This window comes from Salinisphaera sp. Q1T1-3, assembly GCF_003602005.1.
Classification (GTDB): Bacteria; Pseudomonadota; Gammaproteobacteria; order Nevskiales; family Salinisphaeraceae; genus Salinisphaera.
In genome coordinates this window covers 12,887-28,573 of the sequence record NZ_QZWD01000002.1, presented here as the reverse complement: position 1 = coordinate 28,573, position 15,687 = coordinate 12,887, and the positions used below count along the sequence as shown (strand labels likewise).

Genomic DNA, 15,687 nt, shown 5'->3' with positions numbered 1-15,687 from the left:
CCTGCTCGAAACGCTAAACTTTTGCGGCCGACCGGCCCTCATTCATTCTTCGCCACGAGTCTTCTCTACGATGCTGCAAGCCCAACGTCTTTTTCTTGCGAGCCTGTTGATGCTGGTCAGCCTGGCCGCGACGGCTGCTGACCTGCCGATCCCGAGCGCGCCGTCGTTGGGAGCCAAGACCTATATTCTCGTCGACCAGAGTTCCGGTCAGGTCCTGGCAGCGAAGAATCCGGACAAGCGCATCGAGCCGGCCAGCGTGACCAAGCTGATGACCGCCTACATAACGTTCGATGAGATCAAGCAGGGCAACCTGTCGCCGGACGCGCTGGTCACGGTCAGCAAGAAGGCATGGGAGATGAAAGGCTCCCAGATGTTTCTCAAGGTCGGCGACAAGGTCTCGGTGGAGAAACTGCTCCACGGCCTGATCACGGCCTCGGGCAACGACGCCGCGGTGGCGCTGGCCGAACACATCGCCGGTACGACATCGACATTCGTGGATTACATGAACCAGTACGCGAAGCAGCTGGGCATGACCAACAGTCATTTCATGGACGTCAACGGCCTGCCGCACGAAGATCACTACATGAGCGCGCGCGATATCGCGACGCTGTATTCGGCGATCGTGCGCAACTATCCGAAGCTCTACGACGAATACTTCCACGAGAAGAAATTCGCCTATAACGGCATCCAGCAATACAACCGCAACACGCTGCTGTGGTCCGACGAGCGTGTCGACGGCGGCAAGACCGGGCATACGGAGACGGCCGGCTACAACCTGGTCGCCTCGGCCAAGGACAACGGCATGCGGGTCATCTCCGTGGTGACCGGCACCGACTCGGAGACCGCGCGCAAGAGCCAGTGCGAGGCCCTGATCAGCTATGCGTTCCGTTTCTATCAGCAGGCCGAGCTGTTCAAGCCGGATGCGCAGATCTCCAAGGTTCGGGTCTGGAAGGGGGAGCAGTCCGACGTGCCGGTGGTCGCCCACGGCGCGGTGACCGTGGCCTATCCGCGCGGCAAGCGCGACAAGCTGACCACCAGCGCGGAACTCCCCGGCCAGCTCACCGCCCCGGTCAAGAAAGGCGAGCGTCTGGGCACGCTGGCCGTCAAGTACAACGACAAGACACTCAAGGAAGTCCCGCTGTATGCCGGCGAGACCGTGCCCACCGGTGGCTACATCCGTCAGGCCATCGACGAAGTGTTGATGATGTTCCAGTGATCCGATGTGCCGGGGCCGGCAGACACCGACTGTCCGCCGGTCCCGCCCATCCAAAGCATTTTTATGGCCAAATCCGACGACACCCTGCTTGAATTCCCCTGCGCCTTCGATGTCAAGGCCTTCGGCCGGCACGACACCGACTTCGAACAGACGGTCTATGAGCTGGTCAAGGCGCACGCGCCGGCACTCACGCAGAACGACATCTCGGCGCGCTCTTCCAGCGGCGGCCGCTATCTCGCTGTCACGGCCTCGATCCGGGCCGAGAGCAAGGCACAGCTCGACGCGATCTATCAGGCCCTGACCGATAGCGACCAGGTGCTGATGTCGTTGTGATGACATCCCCGCTCGAGCTCGTGCATTTCGGCTGGACACCCCGGCCCTATACCCCCGTTTGGCACGCCATGCAGCGCTACACGGCCGAGCGTGACGAGACCGCGCCTGACCAGCTCTGGCTGCTCAATCACGCGCCGGTGTTCACCCAGGGCCGCAACGGACGCCCCGAACACGTGATCGCCCCTGGCGACATCCCCGTGGTGCCGATCGATCGGGGCGGTCAGGTCACCTATCACGGCCCGGGCCAGCTCATGGCCTATGTCATGCTCGATCTGAAGCGACACGGCATCGGCATTCGCAGCCTGGTCAGCATGCTGGAATCAGCCATGATCGCGACGCTGGCCGGTTACGACATCGAGGCCAGCGCGCGACGCGATGCCCCGGGTGTGTACGTCGACGGTGACAAGATCGGCTCGATCGGCCTGCGGGTGTCGCGCGGGCGTAGTTTCCACGGTCTGGCACTCAACGTGGACATGGACCTCGAGCCCTTTTCGCGCATCGATCCCTGTGGCTATCACGGACTGCGCATGACACAGATCGCCGCCTGCGGCGGGCCCGCCGAGCTGGGCGTCGTCGCGGACGACCTGGCGACACATCTGGCCACAGAACTCGGCGTCGAAACAAGGGTTTCCGAGGCCGATGCCCTGTCTCTGGTAGGCTAGCCGCCTCGACTCGATACGGATCTCGCCCATGTCCGATGCGTTCGCCTCCCGGCAAGACGAGACACCCAATCTGGTTGCGGTGCGCGACCTGTATTTTTCGTTGGGCGAACGAACGATCTACAAGGGCGTGAATATCGATATCGCCCGCGGTCGCATCACCGCCATCATGGGTCCCTCGGGCACCGGCAAGACCACACTGCTGCGCCTGATCAGCGGCCAGTGGCGTGCCGATGCCGGCGAGGTCACCTTCGACGGTCAGGCCATCGATTCATTGTCGCAGAGCCGACTGTTCGAGCTGCGCAAGCGCATGGGCATGCTGTTCCAGTCCGGGGCGCTGCTGACCGACCTGTCGGTGTTCGATAATGTCGCGTTCCCGCTGCGCGAACACACGCGCCTGCCTGAACGGCTGGTACGCGACATCGTGTTGATGAAGCTCGAGGCCGTCGGTCTGCGCGGCGCGCGCGATCTGTTCCCGGCTCAGCTGTCGGGCGGCATGGCACGCCGCGTTGCCCTGGCCCGCGCGATCGCGCTCGACCCCGAAATGATCATGTACGACGAGCCGTTCGCCGGTCAGGACCCGATCTCCATGGGCGTGCTGCTGCGTCTGATTCGGCGGCTCAACGACGTGCTCGGCCTGACGGCGATCGTGGTCAGCCACGACGTCAAGGAAACCCTGGGCATTGCCGACTATGTCTATGTCATCTCGGACGGCGAAGTGATCGATCACGGCGACCCGGAACACATCCGTCATTCCGAATCCGAATGGGTTCAGCAGTTCATCCACGCCTCGGCCGACGGCCCGGTCCCGTTTCACTACGGTGCGGCGTCCTACGGCCAGGATCTGCTCGGAGCCGGCCGGTGATGCAACGCACGAGCCGCATCTTCAACCAGACCTTCGGCTGGCTCGCGGAACTCGGGCGCAGCGCCATCTTTCTGGCGCGGGTGCTAGCTGCCATTCCGCGTCTGCTCACCAAGCCGCGGCTGCTCGTCGAGCAGATCTACTCGGTCGGCGTGCTGTCGCTGCTGATCGTGGTGGTCGCCGGCATCTTCGTCGGCATGGTCCTGGCCCTGTCCGGTTATCGGGCCCTGGCCGATTTCGGCGCCGAAAACGCACTCGGCACATCGGTCGCACTGGTCGTGGTCCGTGAACTCGGCCCCGTGGTGACGGGCCTGCTGTTCGCCGGGCGCGCCGGCAGCGCGCTGGCCGCCGAAATCGGCCTGATGAAGGCTACCGATCAGCTTTCGGGCATGGAAATGATGGCCGTGGATCCGGTCCGCCGGATCGTCGCGCCGCGTTTTCTCGCCGGGGTGATCGCGATGCCGCTGCTGACCTCGATCTTCTGCATCATGGCCATCGGTGCCGGCGGCGGCTATTTCATCGGTGTCGACATGCTCGGCGTGGATGCCAGCGCCTACTGGAACGGCATCCAGTCGAGCGTCGAGTTCGACAAGGACATCCTGAACGTCTTCATCAAGAGTGGCGTGTTCGGTGCCATCATCACCTGGGTCGCCGTCTATCAGGGTTATCATGCGCCGCCCACGTCGGAAGGCGTGTCGCGCGCGACCACCAACACCGTGGTGATCGCCTCGCTGGCGATCCTGGCCGCCAATCTCATGCTCACTGCTGTCATGTTCAGCAGTAGCTAACAGGGTAGAACGTCTATGCAATCGAGAGCCGTCGAGATGCTGGTCGGGCTGTTCGTATGCCTCGGCATCGCCGCGATCTTCATTCTCACCTACCGCGTCAGCGATCTGGCCGATCGCAGCGATGCATCGGGTTATACCGTGACCGCGGCCTTCAACGACATCGGCGGACTGAAAGTGGGCGCGCCGGTGGATCTGGCCGGCGTGCGGATCGGACGCGTGACCGACATCAAGCTCGATCAGACGACATATCGCGCCGTGGCCACCATGCGGATCGCCGACCAGTACAAGATCCCGTCGGATTCGGATGCCTCGATCCTGACCTCCGGCCTGCTCGGCGACCAGTACATCGGCGTCGGCCCCGGGGGCGCCCCGGACAACATGAAGAACGGCGACAAGTTCATGCTCACGCAGAGCGCGATCGTGCTCGAAAACCTCATCGGCCAGTTCATGACCTCTTTCGCCGGCGGCTCATCCGACGATGACGCCGGTAGCGGCCAGCATGGGAGCAGCGACAATCAGAACAGCCAGAAAAACAGCCAGAACGGCAGTGGCAACGATATGTTCGCGCCCCCCGCGAGCTCGGGCCAGGACACGGGTGGCGCTTCGTCGCGCCCCTAGGGCGGGATTTGCGGCCCAACCCTTCGGGACAAGTGCTGTCGTGCGGACGCGCACGAAACATCAACAGGCCCTGAGCCGACTGTTTCAGGGGCCATTCAGGGCATCAACGCAAACTTGCTCTCTGCGCTTATTATTTCTTCATCAGAGGCCTAGGCCATGCGCTGGACTCGTAAATTCATCCCCTTTCTGACCCTCGCCCTCATGTTGCCGGCGCTGGCCAATGCAGCGCCGACGCCGCCGGAGACACTGGCCAAGCAGACGGTTCAGAAAGTCCTGTCGGACATGAACGGCAAGCGCGATGAACTGCGCAAGAATCCGCAGGCGCTCTACGACCTGATCAATCGCGATCTGGTGCCGTTGATCGACCTGCCCTACATGTCACGCCTGGTCCTTGGCCGCTACTCTCGCGAGGCCTCGCCGGAACAGCTCAAGCGCTTCCAGACCGCCTTCAAGAACATGCTGATCCGTACGTATGGCAGTGCGCTGCTCGGCTTCAATGACAACGTCAATATCGAGTACAAGCCGGTACGGGCCGACGACGACGCCAAGAACGTCACGTTCAACGCCGTCATCCACTCGCAGAACGGCCAGGACACGCCGGTCAGTCTGCAGCTGCATCTGGTCAATGACGAGTGGAAGGTCTACGACGGCAGCGTCGGCAATCTGTCGTTCGTGACCAATTACCGCGGTCAGATCAACGCTCAGATCCGTCGCAACGGGCTCGAGAACGTGATCGAGCAGATGGAAAAACGTTACAACCCCGGTTCGTGATTCGTCGCATGTCCGATACGAGCACCGATGACGACATTCAGACCGTGCGCGTCGAGGGCGAGCTGGACAAGAACAGTGTGCCCGGCCGGCTGAAGAAATCAGCGAACTGGTTCAGCGCGGGCCACGAGACGGTCATCGATCTCGGCGGCGTCGTGCGTGCCGATAGTGCCGGCGTCGCGCTGCTGCTGGAATGGATGCGCGATGCCCGCCGGGCCGGCACGACACTGCGTTTTGCCAACGCGCCGGCTCAGATGCGTGCCATCATCGACTTCTCGGGCTTGGGGGATGTGATCGACGTCTCGGGCCGGACCTGACCGCACGACCGTAAAAAAGCGCCAGAAGACAAAGCCGCGGCATGCCGCGGCTTTTTTCATGCGTTGCCCAGTCGCGCCGCCAGGCAGGCCCGGATGGCATCGAGCGATTCCGGATTACCGATGGCCTCGGTGTTGTCGATCGGCCGACCGTCGAGCAGACGAGCCACTGCCACTTCGACCTTCTTGCCGCTACGCGTGTAGGGCAAGGCCGGTACAGCCAGAATGAGCCCCGGCACATGGCGCGGACTGGCCTGAGCGCGCAGCTGTCGCCGAATACGCTCGGCCAGCGCCTCGTCGAATGTCGCATCGTCGGCCATGACAATGAACAGCACCATGAGATCGTCGTCGCCGACGCTGCGCGCGGCCACCAGGCAATCCGCGATGCCGGCCATCGGCTCGATCTGACGATAGATTTCGGCCGTGCCGATACGCACGCCGCCGACGTTGAGCGTGGCATCCGACCGGCCGTAGATGACCGCCCCGCCGGTTTGCGTGAACCGGATATAGTCGCCGTGCGCCCACACCCCGGGGAAACGTGCAAAGTAGGCCTCGCGATAACGTGCGCCGTCCGGGTCGTTCCAGAACGCCACCGGCATCGACGGCAGCGGCTGCGTGCAGACCAGTTCCCCCTTGTCCTCGATCACGGCATCGCCATTCGGGTCGAAGGCCGCCGCCGCGACCCCGAGCAACCGGCATTGAATCTCGCCGCGGCGCACGGCGATCGTCGGGCAGCACCCGACGAACGACGAGACGATATCGGTGCCGCCGGAGATCGACCCCAGCAGGATACGGTCGGCAACTGCCTCGTAGACCCAGTCGTAGTCGGCATCGAGCAACGGCGAACCGGTGGAGAAAATCACCCGCAGCGCCGACAGATCGTGGGCCGCGCCCGGGCCGATGCCGGCGTTGCGACAGGCAGCCAGCCATTTCGCGCTGGTGCCGAAATGCGTCACGCCCTCGGCCTCGGCCATCGCCCATAGATGATCCAGATCCGGATGGCCGGGATGCCCGTCGTAAGTGACCAGCCGCGCCCCGGTCATCAGACCGGAGACGTGCCAGTTCCACATCATCCAGCCGCAGGTGGTGAAGTAGAAAAACGTATCGAGGCGACCGACATCGCCGTGCAGCGCGATCTCCTTGCCGTGCTGCAACAACACCCCGCCCGCGCCGTGCACGATGCATTTCGGAACGCCGGTCGTGCCGGAGGAAAACAGAATATAGACCGGCCGATCGAACGGCCCGCGAGCGAATGACGGCTGCGCGCCGGCATGGGCGGCCAGTGCGTCCGACCAGGCCGTGACGTGAGCCGCGTCGGGCAACGGCGCGGCCGTGCCGGTGTTGTCGATCACCAGCACATCGCGCACCGACGGCATGGCCTCGCCGAGCGCGGCGATGCGATCGCGCCGATCAAACGATCGACCACCGTAGACATAGCCGTCGACGAGCACCAGTACGGTCGGCTCGATCTGGGCGAAACGATCGATCAGGCCCGACACGCCAAAGTCTGGCGATGCCGAGGCCCAGATCGCCCCCAGGCTGGCGCAGGCGAGCATGGCGACGATCGGCTCGTGCGTGTGCGCGACCACACCGGCGACCCGGTCTCCCGGCCCGACACCGCGGGCGACGAGCCAGGCTTCGAGTGCGCCGACCTCGGCCAGCAGCTCACCATAGGTCCGGGTGCTACGCCCGCGCGATTCGGAGTGGCTGACCACCGCCGTACGCGTTGCATCGCCGTGCAGGGCTTCCGCCAGCAGGTTCTCGGCGAAATTCAAGCGTGCCCCGGGGAACCATGTCGCGCCCGGCATCCGTGCATCCGCAAGCGCCGGCCCGTCGCCGCGCTCGCCGATCACGCCCAGCCAGTCCCAGAGGCCGTTCCAGAAGGCTTCCGGCGCGCGCACCGACCAGTCATGCAGCGTTTGATAATCGCCGGGGTCGTCGGTCGGCGCCTCGCCGCGAGCCTGCAGCCAGCCCAGGTAGTCGGCCAGGCGCGAGGCCCGAATCCGGGCCTCACTCGGGCGATAGACGACGGGTGGCGTGGATTCGGGCGCGCTCATGGTCGCGTGTAGCGGGCCGTGAAATCCGTCTGCGCCATGACATGCCCCTGCATCGCCGCATCCAGTGCCGCTTTGTCGTCGGGTTGGCCGGACAGCCGTGTGTCGAGCGCATACAAGACGAACCGGTAATGGTGCGTCTGGCCGGACGGCGGACAGATTGCGCCGTACCCCGGCTTGTCGTAACCGTTGGTCACGCTGGTGGCAGGCCCGGGCAGATCATGACCGGCCGCACCGGCGGCCAGGAATGCCGTATTGGTGGCCAGATTGTAGAGCCCCCAGTGCAAGAAATCGCCGTGCGGCGCGTCCGGATCGATCACCTCGACCACCAGCGAGGCGGCACCGCTCGGCACGCCCTGGATCATCAGCGTCGGGGACTGTCCGGCGCCGTCGCAGGTAAACGAGGCCGGGATAGCCGCGTTCGGCTTGATTTGCGGAGACGATAGAGACAGGCCCGCCGCCATCACAGGTGTTGCCACGGCCACAGCCGCCGCGCCGGCCACACCGATGAGCCACGGAGGTATTCGACTTTGCATAGGCCACTTTCCAATGCACGAACAGGCAGGACGACAGGATAGCAGTTGTCCGGCCATCGCCTGGGCCGCGGGCCTCGCGAGCCGGGCCGCCCACCTCGCAAGGCGGATGCATCGCGGCCGAACGATTGGACCGGGCCAGGCGCACATGGCCATCGTGCGGCTTGCGTCCGGGTCGAGCCTGCGCCGATACTCGGTCTCAACTCGCCTCGCGGCCCGGAAACATCGATGATGCGACAACGAACCGGCGCCGTTCTGGCGTTGGCACTGGCGGCCTGTCTCGGCGTAGCCGGCAATGCCCTGGCCGCGGATCGGTCGGCCACCTCGTCTCTCGTGTTCGACCCGCGCCTGCTCTGGCCGGATCGCCCCACACCACCGAACAAGATGCTCTACCAGACGCTGACCTGGCTTCTGGCGCACGACGACGACCCGCGGGCCCGTGCCCGCATCCTGACCCAGAACAACGGGCCCGCCGACGAGGGGGATCTGATCGCAGCCACGCTGGGCGATTTGCTCGACCTGCGCGCGATCGGCCGCCAAATCGCACCTCGGGCATGGCCGCGCGCCGATGCGCAGACACAGGAAAGGTTCACCTGGCTGCTTCAGGCCCGACTCGCCGAGGACGCACGGGCGCCGCTCGCGGAAGTGGCCCAGGATTTCGAGGATATCCTGCTCACCACCGGTCACTTCGGCCCATCGCACGAGACCGCACTGACGAACTGCGTCATCCGTCTGGCCAACGGCGATGACATGCCGCTGACGCTGCACTGGCATCTCGTGCGTCATGCAATCGACAAATCTCCGGCGGCCGGCATGGCTCGCTGGCAGGTCGACGACATCGTCTATCGCGGTCGGTCGTTGTTCGACGCGTATCGCCAGCCCATGGCGACCGAGCTGGCCACGATCAATCGGGGCCTGTCCCGGTCACTCGGCCAGCCCGTGGTGCCCGATGATCCGGCGCGTATTCCCTGGGCGAGCCTGGCGATTCGACCCGCTCACGCGGCCCATGACCCGGGCGCCGTGCGCATACAGCGCTCCAGCGGCTACGAGAATTTGGATGATTTCGCGATCCGGATGATCCGGGATCGGGCCCGCCGGGCGGAATCGGCGGGCCATGACATGGCCGCGACCGGCCCGATATTCCAGATCATCCGTTTTTCGACACCCGCGATCCCGGACTGACGGCGCGCCGGGCCACCGCCGCGCCCGGGACCGAGTGCTCAGCCGACGAAACGTCTTGCGTTGGCGAACAGACGCGCCCAGGGGCTGGCCTCGCCCCAGCTCGACGGCGCCCACGAGAGGTTGACGCTGCGCGTGACGCGCTCCGGATGCGGCATGCAGATGAACACGCGGCCATCGGCATTGCACAGACCGGTCACGCCTGCCGGCGACCCATTGGGGTTGGCCGGGTACGTCGTTGCCGGCCCGCCGGCGTTCGCGGTGTAACGCATGCCGATCTGGCCGGCCTCAGCCAGCCGGTCCGGGGCGGCTGCGCTGGCAAACTCGGCCCGTCCCTCGCCATGCGCTACGGCAACCGGCACTCGGCTGCCGGCCATGCCCTCGAGGAGCACCGCGCGGGATTCGAGAATCTCGACCGCACTGGTGCGCCCTTCGAACTGTCGTGATGCATTGGCCACGAAGCGCGGCCAGCCGTCCGTGCCCGGAATCAGCTCGGCCAGCGCAGAGAGCATCTGGCAGCCGTTGCAGACACCGAGCGCGAACGTGTCCTCGCGCGCGAAGAAATCGGCAAAGGCCGCCCGCGCTCGTCGGTTGAACAGGATCGAACGAGCCCAGCCCTGCCCGGCGCCCAGCACATCGCCGTAGGAGAACCCGCCACAGGCAGCCAGACCCTGCATCTCGGCCAGATTCACGCGTCCGGCGAGCACTTCGGACATGTGGACATCGATGGCATCGAAACCGGCCTGGGTGAAGGCGAACCCCATTTCGTTGTGGCCGTTGACGCCCTGCTCGCGCAGGATGGCCACACGCGGGCGCGTGGTGTTGATGTAGGGCGCGATGACATCGGCATCCGGATCGAAGGACACTTCGGCCGGCAGCCCCGGATCGGCCGTATCCAGAAGCGCATCGTATTCGGCATCCGCCGAGGCCGGCTCATCGCGACGCGTGGCCATGGCATGGCTCAGGCTGGCCCAGCGACGGTGCAGATCCACGCGCGGCGCGGCGAACACAACCGCCCCGTCGTGCCGGAAGGTCAGGCGATCATCATCGGTGATGGTGCCGATATCGCTCGCGGCGACACCGGCATCGCGCAGCGTGGCCAGCGTGGTTTCGACGTCGTCGGCAGCCACCTGCAGCACGGCGCCGAGTTCCTCGGCGAACAACGCGGCGACCGCACTGGCATCCAGAGCGTCCAGCGTGACATCGACGCCGAGATGGCCGGCGAAACTCATTTCGGCGAGGCAGGCCGCAAGCCCGCCGTCGCTACGATCGTGATAGGCCAGGATGCGCCCGGCCGCCGCGAGCTTCTGGATGGCATCGAAGAAACCGGCCAGCGCGGCATGTCGATCCAGATCCGGCGCCTGGTCGCCGAGCGCACCGTAGGCCTGGGCCAGCGCACTGCCCCCGAGGCGGTTCCGCCCCTGCCCGAGATCGGCCAGGATCAGACGCGTCGCCCCGGCCTCGGCGGGCTGAAGCTGGGGGGTGAGCGTACCGCGGGCCGAGACGGTCGGCGCAAAGGCCGAGACGACCAGCGAAACCGGCGCGCTCATGGTGCGTTCGCGGTCTTCGGCATCGGTCCAGCGGGCGCGCATGGACAACGAATCCTTGCCCACCGGAATGGCCAGACCGAGCTCGGCGCAGAGCTCCGCGCCGACCGCGCGCACGGTGTCATAGAGACGTGCGTCCTCGACGGCATCGCCACAGGCGGCCATCCAGTTGGCCGACAGGCGGACATCGGTCAGTCGCTCGATGCGGGCCGCGGCGATGTTGGTGATCGCCTCGGCCACGGCCATGCGGCCCGAGGCCGGCGCATCGATCAGGGCGACCGGCGCGCGTTCGCCCATGGCCATGGCTTCGCCGGTGTCGCCGGTGAAGGCGGTCGTGGTGACCGCGACGTCGGCCACCGGCACCTGCCACGGTCCGACCATCTGGTCGCGCGCGGTCATGCCGCCGATACTGCGATCGCCGATGGTGATCAGAAACGATTTGCTCGCGACACTCGGCACGCCCAGCACGCGATCGAATGCCTCGGCGATGTCGATATCGCGATGTCCGAACGCCGCCGGCCGCAGCGATTCGCGCGTGGCCTCGCGGGTCATGCGTGGCGTGCGGCCCAGCAGGACCGACATCGGCATGTCGACCGGGCGCGCATCCTCCGCACTGCGCGCCGCGCTGTCCTCGACCACGAGCTGGCTTTCCGCGGTGGCCCGGCCGACAACCGCGTACGGACAGCGCTCGCGCGCGGCCAATGCCTCGAAATCACCGAGCCGATCGGCGGCGATCGCCAGCACGTAGCGTTCCTGCGATTCGTTGCACCAGATCTCCATCGGCGACAGGCCGGGATCCGCCGAATGAATATCGCGCAGCCGGATCGACCCGCCCCGGTCATCGGCGTCGATGATCTCGGGCAGCGCGTTGGACAGGCCGCCGGCGCCGACGTCGTGGATGGAGGCGACGGGATTGTCGTCACCGAAAGCGATACAGCCCTCGATGACTTCCTGCGCGCGCCGCTCCATTTCCGGGTTGGCGCGCTGGACCGAGGCGAAATCCAGTTCCGCGGAGTCCGCGCCGCTGGCCATCGACGAGGCCGCCCCGCCGCCCAGGCCGATCAGCATCGCCGGCCCGCCGAGCACCACGAGACAGGCCTCGACCGGCACCGCCTGCTTCTCCACGTGGCCGGGGCGCACATTGCCCATGCCGCCTGCAATCATGATCGGCTTGTGGTAACCGCGCAGGCCGGTGGCCGCCGATTCATGCTGGTAGGCCCGGAAATAGCCGCCGAGCGCCGGCCGGCCGAATTCGTTGTTGTAGCGTGCCGCCCCGATCGGCGCGGCCAGCATGATATCCAGCGCGCTCGCCAGATGCGTCGGCCGATCGCGATCGGTTTCCCAGGGCTGCTCGTGGCCCGGGATGCACAGATCGGCGACCGAAAAACCGGTCAGGCCGGCCTTCGGCTTGCCACCGCGGCCGGTGGCGGCTTCGTCGCGGATTTCGCCGCCGGCGCCGGTCGCCGCGCCGGGCGATGGCGCAATGGCCGTCGGGTGGTTGTGGGTTTCGACCTTCATCAACAGATGCACCGGCTCTTCAACCAGCCGATAGGTCCGTTCACCGTCGACCGTCAGCCGGGTAGCCATCGGGCCTTCGACAACCGCCGCGTTGTCTCGATACGCCGACAGCACCCCGTCCGGCGCCGCCTTGTAGGACGCCCGGATCATGTCGAACAACGAATCGGCCTGGGGCTGGCCGTCGATGACGAATGCCGCGTTGAAGATCTTGTGCCGACAGTGCTCGGAATTGATCTGGCCGAACATCATCAGCTCGACGTCGGTCGGATCCCGTTCGAGGGCCGTGTATTGCTCGGCCAGATACGTGATTTCGGCCTCGTCGAGCGCCAGGCCCCAGTCGCGATTGGCCTCGTGCAGGGCCGTCTCGCCCCGGGCGGCCAGCGGCACACGTCGCAGGCGGCGCGGCCTGGGCTGGGAGAACAGGGTTTCGAGCAGCGACCAGTCGTCGGTCATCGACTCGGTCATCGGATCGTGCAGCACGCCTGACGCCGCCAGATCGGCGAGCGCCGGGGCCGCATCATCGAACCGATAGACCAGTGCACGATCGAGGCGCATGAGCCCCGTCACGCCCGCGTTCTGCGCGATATCCGCGGCTTTCGTGGACCAGGCAGACACCGTGCCGAGCCGCGGCAGCACGAGCACGCCGTGCGGCTCCGGTGCGCTGCCGTCGACCTCGAGCACCTGCTTCAGCCGCGTGGTGGCCGCCTCGTCGGCATGCGCGGCGAACGCCGCGATATAGACGACCTGGGCCCGCAGGCCGGCGCTGTCCAGCCCGGCCTGCGCCAGGCCGACGGCCAGCCGATCGCGTTCGAATTCGGCCAGTGCCGGTGCGCCGGCATAGATGGCGATATGTTCTATCGGTTGCTCAGACTGCGCCACGAGAGCCCCTCGCGTTGATGTGCCACATGCACCCAGTCGGGGCTGCAGGCCAGCGCTTCGGCGAGCGCGGCCCGGGCCAGTTCCGGGCGATTGTTGGATTCGGAAAGATGGGCGACCACGACATGCTGAAGCGCGCGCGTGTCGATATCGGACAGGAGTTCGGCCGCCTGCTGATTGCTCAAGTGCCCGAGCCGACCGGCCACGCGGGCCTTGAGTGCGGGCGGGTACGGGCCGCCGGCCAGCAGGGCCGGGTCATGATTGGATTCGATGACGAGCGCATCGCAGGCATCGACCATGCCGCGCACGTGCGGCGTCACGACGCCGATATCCGACAGGATGCCCAGCCGCTTGTCCCCGTTGCCGATCACCAGCTGCGCCGGTTCGCGCGCATCATGGGGAACAGGATAGGGAAACAGCTCGATATCCCCGACCGCGAACGGCTCGTGCGGCGAATAGAGCTCGGTGGCGGCGAGCGCATCGGCATTCTTGGCCGCCCGCGTACCCGGCGTCAGCCACACCGGCAGATCGTGCGCGCGCGAAAACCGCGATACGCCCTTCCAGTGATCGTCGTGCTCGTGGGTGATGACGATCGCATCGATATCGGCCGGGGTGAGCGACAACCGCGCCAGACGGCGTTCGATCTCGCGCGCGGAGAAGCCGCAATCGACGAGCAGCCGGGTGCTGCCGCATTCGACGACCAGTGCATTGCCTTTACTGCCGCTGCCGAGCAGCGCGAAACGCAGCTCCGACGAACTCACGACCCCGGGCCGGATCGCGTATAGATCGGAAACGGGCGCACCTTGCCGGCCTCGCCGCTTTCCGCCGGCTTGACCTTCGCCGGACCGCGCCGATCGACTTCATCGATACGGATGATGGAATGCATCGGGATATAACTGCGACGCACGTCGGCGAATTCGTCCGCCAGCTTCTCCTCGGCCGGGTCGATCACCACCGTGGTGCGCTCACGAAAGACGAGCTGCTCGATCTCGACGAAGCCGAACAGGCTGCCCTGCGCGATCTCGCGCGCATAGACTTCGTAGACCTCGCCCTGATTGTAGAACGCCACGCGATATAGACGATGCTTGGAATCGGCGTCGGCCATGAGGCGTCGGGTACGAGGACCGGGGAGATGGGGTAATGGCGGAGAGGGTGGGATTCGAACCCACGTGGGGCTACAAACCCCCAACCGATTTCGAGTCGGTGCCGTTATGACCGCTTCGGTACCTCTCCATTGTCGCTCGCTGCCGGCTGCCTGGCGGCTCCCGATCAGCGAAGTCGCGTATGGTAAACGATCCGATCGGCTTTCCCAATAGGTAGCGACAAGAAAATCCGTCGTCGTCACCTCGCACGGCCACACCGGCCCGCCACGACAGGCCCGAGCGGGCATTGCCCGTCGGTGGCATCCGCTGCAGGCAACGCCAATGATACAACCGCGTCACCCATTCACATCGGCGAGCGGACCACCGGCCTGCGGTCTGGCCCGACCGCAGTCGTGACCGGCCCGGGCTCGCACGCCCCGGCCGCGGTGAGAGCGACATCCAGGGCCGCCGTCACCCGGCGCCGGACAAGGCAAACCACACAGGCCCAGCCGGCTCGTATCGGCAGGACAAAAAAAGCGCGCGGTCGGCAACCGCGCGCTTTTCGTACCGCCTACGAAACGTTGATCAGGCGCTGAAGCGGTTGTGCAGGCCGCATTCGCGGTTGCCCAGCACCTTCGTCGGATCGTAGTAATTCTTCTCGTTCGGCAGATCGTGCTCGGTCAGATAGCGCTCCATGTCGAGCTCCGTCCATTCCAGCACCGGCGCCACCTTGACCACGCCGCCCGGCTTGTCCTGCGAGACGATATCCATGCCTTGACGGAACGCGGTCTGGTCACGACGTACCGCCGTCAGCCAGACGTCCGGCGCCATTTCGCGCATGGCCCGGCCAAACGGCTCGAGCTTGACCTGATTCGTGAACTCTTCGTGCTGCGGGTCATCCACGTCCGGAATACCCATCAGCGCATCGCGTCGCGCCGCCGAGGACAACGGATTGAACACGTGGATGTTCAGGTTCAGGTCCGCGATCAGCTTCTCGGCGAACAGATACGTCTTGCGCGTGGCATAGCCCGAATCGATCCAGACGACATCGATGTCCGGCTTGGCCTGCACCGCCAAGTGCAGAATGACCGCTTCATACGGCCCGAAGTTCGTCGTCACGATCGTCTTGCCGCCCAGGCTCGCAGCCCAGTTCACGATCTGCTGCGGGTGCTGGCCGGCGAGTTCAGCGTTGGCTTTCGCGGTATCGATATTCATGGCGTTTACCTCATCACAAACGTCGGCCGGCGTTTCGGCCTTTCTTGTGCGGCATGGTAAACGCTTTCTGGTTATTTAAAACCCCGGCATAGATATTATGTGGTTATATCCATAGCATTCTCACG

15 protein-coding genes and 1 tRNA gene are annotated in these 15,687 nt (G+C 65.6%); 9 read left to right on the top strand and 7 right to left on the bottom strand.

Annotated elements, in window-relative coordinates; translation table 11 throughout:
- The first annotated feature begins 70 nt into the window (after positions 1 to 70).
- The 8 genes from D3260_RS02360 to D3260_RS02325 all read left to right on the top strand — a co-directional run bounded on the left by D3260_RS02360 (position 71) and on the right by D3260_RS02325 (position 5,561).
- Positions 71 to 1,216: a D-alanyl-D-alanine carboxypeptidase family protein gene (locus tag D3260_RS02360; RefSeq protein ID WP_120096964.1), complete on the top strand. Its 1,146-nt coding sequence runs from the start codon at positions 71 to 73 to the stop codon at positions 1,214 to 1,216.
- A gap of 63 nt (positions 1,217 to 1,279) precedes the next feature.
- Positions 1,280 to 1,549, top strand: a complete 270-nt coding sequence (locus D3260_RS02355) for a YbeD family protein (RefSeq protein ID WP_120097223.1) — start codon at positions 1,280 to 1,282, stop codon at positions 1,547 to 1,549.
- Positions 1,549 to 2,211 carry a lipoyl(octanoyl) transferase LipB gene (gene lipB / locus D3260_RS02350; protein ID WP_120096963.1) on the top strand — a complete coding sequence of 221 codons (663 nt, stop codon included), beginning with the start codon at positions 1,549 to 1,551 and terminating at the stop codon, positions 2,209 to 2,211. The genes D3260_RS02355 and lipB overlap by 1 nt, the downstream gene beginning before the upstream one ends.
- A 28-nt stretch (positions 2,212 to 2,239) precedes the next feature.
- On the top strand, positions 2,240 to 3,073 hold the full coding sequence (locus D3260_RS02345) for an ABC transporter ATP-binding protein (RefSeq protein WP_120096962.1): 834 nt from the start codon (positions 2,240 to 2,242) through the stop codon (positions 3,071 to 3,073).
- On the top strand, positions 3,073 to 3,858 hold the full coding sequence (gene mlaE, locus D3260_RS02340) for a lipid asymmetry maintenance ABC transporter permease subunit MlaE (protein WP_120096961.1): 786 nt from the start codon (positions 3,073 to 3,075) through the stop codon (positions 3,856 to 3,858). The genes D3260_RS02345 and mlaE overlap by 1 nt, the downstream gene beginning before the upstream one ends.
- 15 nt (positions 3,859 to 3,873) lie before the next feature.
- Positions 3,874 to 4,476, top strand: a complete 603-nt coding sequence (gene mlaD / locus D3260_RS02335) for an outer membrane lipid asymmetry maintenance protein MlaD (protein ID WP_120096960.1) — start codon at positions 3,874 to 3,876, stop codon at positions 4,474 to 4,476.
- A 156-nt stretch (positions 4,477 to 4,632) separates the two neighbouring features.
- Entirely contained in the window at positions 4,633 to 5,247 is a 615-nt protein-coding gene (locus D3260_RS02330; protein WP_120096959.1) for a phospholipid-binding protein MlaC, read from the top strand.
- A gap of 8 nt (positions 5,248 to 5,255) precedes the next feature.
- Entirely contained in the window at positions 5,256 to 5,561 is a 306-nt protein-coding gene (locus tag D3260_RS02325) for a lipid asymmetry maintenance protein MlaB (RefSeq protein WP_147418082.1), read from the top strand.
- A 56-nt stretch (positions 5,562 to 5,617) separates the two neighbouring features.
- Here the strand turns inward: D3260_RS02325 and D3260_RS02320 are convergent, their stop codons facing one another.
- On the bottom strand, positions 5,618 to 7,615 hold the full coding sequence (locus D3260_RS02320; RefSeq protein WP_120096957.1) for an acetoacetate--CoA ligase: 1,998 nt from the start codon (positions 7,613 to 7,615) through the stop codon (positions 5,618 to 5,620).
- Positions 7,612 to 8,076: a YbhB/YbcL family Raf kinase inhibitor-like protein gene (locus tag D3260_RS17405; protein ID WP_255415804.1), complete on the bottom strand. Its 465-nt coding sequence runs from the start codon at positions 8,074 to 8,076 to the stop codon at positions 7,612 to 7,614. The genes D3260_RS02320 and D3260_RS17405 overlap by 4 nt, the downstream gene beginning before the upstream one ends.
- A gap of 297 nt (positions 8,077 to 8,373) precedes the next feature.
- On the opposite strand from D3260_RS17405, the gene D3260_RS17400 reads away from it, so the two are divergent.
- Complete coding sequence (locus D3260_RS17400; RefSeq protein WP_158583354.1) at positions 8,374 to 9,327, top strand: hypothetical protein; 954 nt, start codon at positions 8,374 to 8,376, stop codon at positions 9,325 to 9,327.
- A gap of 38 nt (positions 9,328 to 9,365) precedes the next feature.
- Here the strand turns inward: D3260_RS17400 and purL are convergent, their stop codons facing one another.
- From purL to D3260_RS02285, 5 genes are all read right to left on the bottom strand, one after another.
- Complete coding sequence (gene purL, locus D3260_RS02305) at positions 9,366 to 13,268, bottom strand: phosphoribosylformylglycinamidine synthase (protein ID WP_120096954.1); 3,903 nt, start codon at positions 13,266 to 13,268, stop codon at positions 9,366 to 9,368.
- Positions 13,244 to 14,026: an MBL fold metallo-hydrolase gene (locus D3260_RS02300; RefSeq protein ID WP_199671324.1), complete on the bottom strand. Its 783-nt coding sequence runs from the start codon at positions 14,024 to 14,026 to the stop codon at positions 13,244 to 13,246. Before D3260_RS02300 ends, purL begins: the two co-directional genes overlap by 25 nt.
- The gene (locus D3260_RS02295; RefSeq protein WP_120096953.1) at positions 14,023 to 14,370 is read right to left on the bottom strand and encodes a DUF1820 family protein; all 348 of its coding nucleotides are present in this window, start codon (positions 14,368 to 14,370) and stop codon (positions 14,023 to 14,025) included. Before D3260_RS02295 ends, D3260_RS02300 begins: the two co-directional genes overlap by 4 nt.
- 36 nt (positions 14,371 to 14,406) lie before the next feature.
- Positions 14,407 to 14,498, bottom strand: a tRNA-Ser gene (locus D3260_RS02290).
- 434 nt (positions 14,499 to 14,932) lie between these two features.
- Positions 14,933 to 15,562 carry a phosphoadenosine phosphosulfate reductase family protein gene (locus D3260_RS02285; RefSeq protein ID WP_120096952.1) on the bottom strand — a complete coding sequence of 210 codons (630 nt, stop codon included), beginning with the start codon at positions 15,560 to 15,562 and terminating at the stop codon, positions 14,933 to 14,935.
- Between the last annotated feature and the right edge of the window lie 125 nt (positions 15,563 to 15,687).

Coding starts and splice junctions, on each gene's coding strand:
- D3260_RS02360 (WP_120096964.1), top strand. CDS start 71: ATGCTGCAAGCCCAACGTCTTTTTCTTGCGAGCCTGTTGATGCTGGTC.
- D3260_RS02355 (WP_120097223.1), top strand. CDS start 1,280: ATGGCCAAATCCGACGACACCCTGCTTGAATTCCCCTGCGCCTTCGAT.
- lipB (WP_120096963.1), top strand. CDS start 1,549: ATGACATCCCCGCTCGAGCTCGTGCATTTCGGCTGGACACCCCGGCCC.
- D3260_RS02345 (WP_120096962.1), top strand. CDS start 2,240: ATGTCCGATGCGTTCGCCTCCCGGCAAGACGAGACACCCAATCTGGTT.
- mlaE (WP_120096961.1), top strand. CDS start 3,073: ATGCAACGCACGAGCCGCATCTTCAACCAGACCTTCGGCTGGCTCGCG.
- mlaD (WP_120096960.1), top strand. CDS start 3,874: ATGCAATCGAGAGCCGTCGAGATGCTGGTCGGGCTGTTCGTATGCCTC.
- D3260_RS02330 (WP_120096959.1), top strand. CDS start 4,633: ATGCGCTGGACTCGTAAATTCATCCCCTTTCTGACCCTCGCCCTCATG.
- D3260_RS02325 (WP_147418082.1), top strand. CDS start 5,256: ATGTCCGATACGAGCACCGATGACGACATTCAGACCGTGCGCGTCGAG.
- D3260_RS02320 (WP_120096957.1), bottom strand. CDS start 7,615: ATGAGCGCGCCCGAATCCACGCCACCCGTCGTCTATCGCCCGAGTGAG.
- D3260_RS17405 (WP_255415804.1), bottom strand. CDS start 8,076: ATGGCGGCGGGCCTGTCTCTATCGTCTCCGCAAATCAAGCCGAACGCG.
- D3260_RS17400 (WP_158583354.1), top strand. CDS start 8,374: ATGATGCGACAACGAACCGGCGCCGTTCTGGCGTTGGCACTGGCGGCC.
- D3260_RS02295 (WP_120096953.1), bottom strand. CDS start 14,370: ATGGCCGACGCCGATTCCAAGCATCGTCTATATCGCGTGGCGTTCTAC.
- D3260_RS02285 (WP_120096952.1), bottom strand. CDS start 15,562: ATGAATATCGATACCGCGAAAGCCAACGCTGAACTCGCCGGCCAGCAC.